Below are 2,551 nucleotides of genomic sequence, written 5' to 3'. Positions count from 1 at the left end.
GATGATGCTCACGCGGTTGGCGAACAGGGCCGCGAGCAGCCGGTGCAGGATCATTGCGTCGGTCACGTCGGCCACGAAGAACTCGTCGAAGCAGATGAGCCGAAAGCGCCTCGCAATGCGCCGGCCGAGTTCATCGAGCGGGTCTGCCTGGCCCTTGAGATCCTGCAGTTCGCGATGCACTTCGCGCATGAATTCGTGAAAGTGGAGCCGTGTCTTGCGCCTCAGCGGCACTGCCTGAAAAAAGCAGTCCATCAGGAAGCTCTTGCCGCGGCCAACGCCGCCGTGCATGTAAACGCCGCGCGGGATCGGCGGGCGGACCAGCCAGTCGCCGAGCCGCCGCAAGGCGGGCTCACGCGCTTTGAAGGCACCGTCGACCGGAGCTTGCCGCGACGCCTGCAGCATCAGCTTGCCGAGGGTGTTGCTGCGCCGGGCCTTGTAGTCGGCCCATTCGCGCTCGCAGCGCTCCAGCGCGTCGATCGCGCTCAACTGAGCCGCGTCGGCGTCGTAGCCGCGTTCGGCGAGCGTGCGCAGGTAGAGGTCGCGAACGGCCATGGGCGCTGATGCTAGGGCCGGCAAGCGGCGAAACGGGACACGGCAGTGCAGGCCGCTGCCAACCGGAAACGGAACTGGCGGCTCGCCACGAAGCACTGCGGCATCCGCGGCAGCCGCTGCTCGGACGACTCAGAAATTGAGCGTGCGCTTGTCGACCGCCAGCGCGGCTTCCTTCATCGCCTCGCTCAGGCTCGGATGCGCGTGGCAGATGCGGGCGAGATCCTCGCTGCTGGCCTTGAACTCCATCGCCACAACCGCCTCGGCAATTAACTCGCTGGCCATCGGGCCGATGATGTGCACGCCGAGGATTTCGTCGGTCTTGGCATCGGCCAGCATCTTCACCATGCCGGTCGTGTCGCCGAGCGCGCGGGCACGGCCGTTGGCGAGGAAAGGGAAGCTGCCGGCCTTGTAGGCGCGCCCGGCACTCTTCAACTGCTGTTCGGTCTGCCCAACCCAGGCAATCTCGGGCGAGGTGTAGATCACCCACGGGATGGTGTTGAAGTTCACGTGCCCGTGCTGGCCGGCGATGCGCTCGGCCACCGCCACGCCCTCTTCTTCCGCCTTGTGCGCAAGCATCGGGCCGCGCACCACATCACCGACCGCCCACACCTTGGGCAGGTTCGTGCGGCAGTCGTCGTCCACGGTGATGGCGCCGCGCTCGTCGAGCTGCAGGCCGACCGACTCGGCGTTCAGACCGGTGGTGTTCGCCACCCGCCCGATCGAAACGATCAACTTGTCGACGTTCAGAGTTTTCGTACCGCCCTTGGCGTCGGCATAGGCAACGCTCACACCTTCCCCGCCGGTTTTCACTTCGCTGATCTTCACGCCCAGTTCGATCTTCAGGCCTTGCTTGGTGAAGGCGCGGTGCGCCTCCTTGGCGATCTGCTCATCGACTGCACCCAGAAAGCTCGGCAGCGCCTCCAGCACGGTCACTTCCGCACCGAGCCGCCGCCATACCGAGCCCATCTCCAGGCCGATGACGCCGGCGCCGATCAGGCCGAGGCGCTTGGGCACCGCCGCAATGCGCAGCGCGCCGTCGTTGCTGAGGATGCGGTCCTCGTCGAAGGGAGCGCCGGGCAGTGCACGCGGGTTCGAGCCCGTGGCGACAATGACGTGCTTGCCGGTGATGGTTTCGGGCGCGGCGCCGGCAACGGCGATCTCGTAGCCGCCCTCGCTCGCCCTGGCAAAGGAGCCGCGGCCGTGAAAGAACGTCACCTTGTTCTTCTTGAAGAGATACAGGATGCCGTCGTTGTTCTGCTTCACGACCGCGTTCTTGCGCCCGAGCATCTTCGACAAGTCGAGGCTCAATTCGCCTACACCGATGCCGTGCGCCGCGAAGCCATGCCCCGCATGCTCGAAGTGCTCGCTCGACTGCAGCAGCGCCTTGCTCGGAATGCAGCCGACGTTGGTGCAGGTGCCGCCCGGTGCCGGGCCGCCCTTGTCGTTCTTCCACTCGTCGATGCAGGCGGTGTTGAAGCCGAGCTGAGCCGCCCGGATCGCCGCGATGTAGCCGCCGGGGCCGGCGCCGATGACGACGACGTCGAACTGTTTGTTGCTGCTCATGTTGCGCGCCGCCTCAGATGTCGAACAGCAGGCGCGCCGGATCTTCCAGCGCTTCCTTCATCGCCACCAGGCCGAGCACGGCCTCGCGCCCGTCGATGATGCGGTGGTCGTAGCTCATCGCCAGGTAGTTGATCGGCCGCACCACGACCTGGCCGTTCTCGACCACGGCACGGTCCTTGGTGGCATGCACGCCGAGGATCGCGCTTTGCGGCGGATTGATGATCGGCGTGGAGAGCATCGAGCCGAATACGCCGCCGTTGCTGATGGAAAAGGTGCCGCCCGTCAGGTCGTCGAGCGAGAGCTTGCCGTCCCGGGCCTTCTGGCCGAACTCGGCGATCTTCTTCTCGATGTCGGCAAAGCTCATCTGGTCGGCATTGCGCAGGATCGGCACCACCAGCCCGCGCGGCGAGCCGACCGCGATGCCGATGTCGAAGTA

Annotated in this window: 3 protein-coding genes; all 3 read right to left on the bottom strand. The window is 66.1% G+C overall.

The genetic code is table 11. From position 1 onward, the window contains the following. The coding region (gene zapE, locus H0W38_RS20765; protein WP_292457763.1) for a cell division protein ZapE at positions 1 to 552 on the bottom strand (552 nt) is incomplete at its 3' end. A 129-nt stretch (positions 553 to 681) separates the two neighbouring features. Further along, positions 682 to 2,115 (bottom strand): dihydrolipoyl dehydrogenase, encoded by a 1,434-nt coding sequence (gene lpdA / locus H0W38_RS20760; protein ID WP_292457760.1) that lies wholly within the window; start codon positions 2,113 to 2,115, stop codon positions 682 to 684. A gap of 13 nt (positions 2,116 to 2,128) precedes the next feature. After that, positions 2,129 to 2,551 (bottom strand): 2-oxo acid dehydrogenase subunit E2 (locus H0W38_RS20755; protein ID WP_292457758.1); only part of this gene is annotated, 423 nt, incomplete at its 5' end.

It is taken from the genome of Methylibium sp. (assembly GCF_013817365.1).
GTDB lineage: Bacteria > Pseudomonadota > Gammaproteobacteria > Burkholderiales > Burkholderiaceae_C > Methylibium.
Note: the sequence above shows the minus strand (reverse complement) of the source record. Positions and strands in the feature narration are given on the sequence as shown.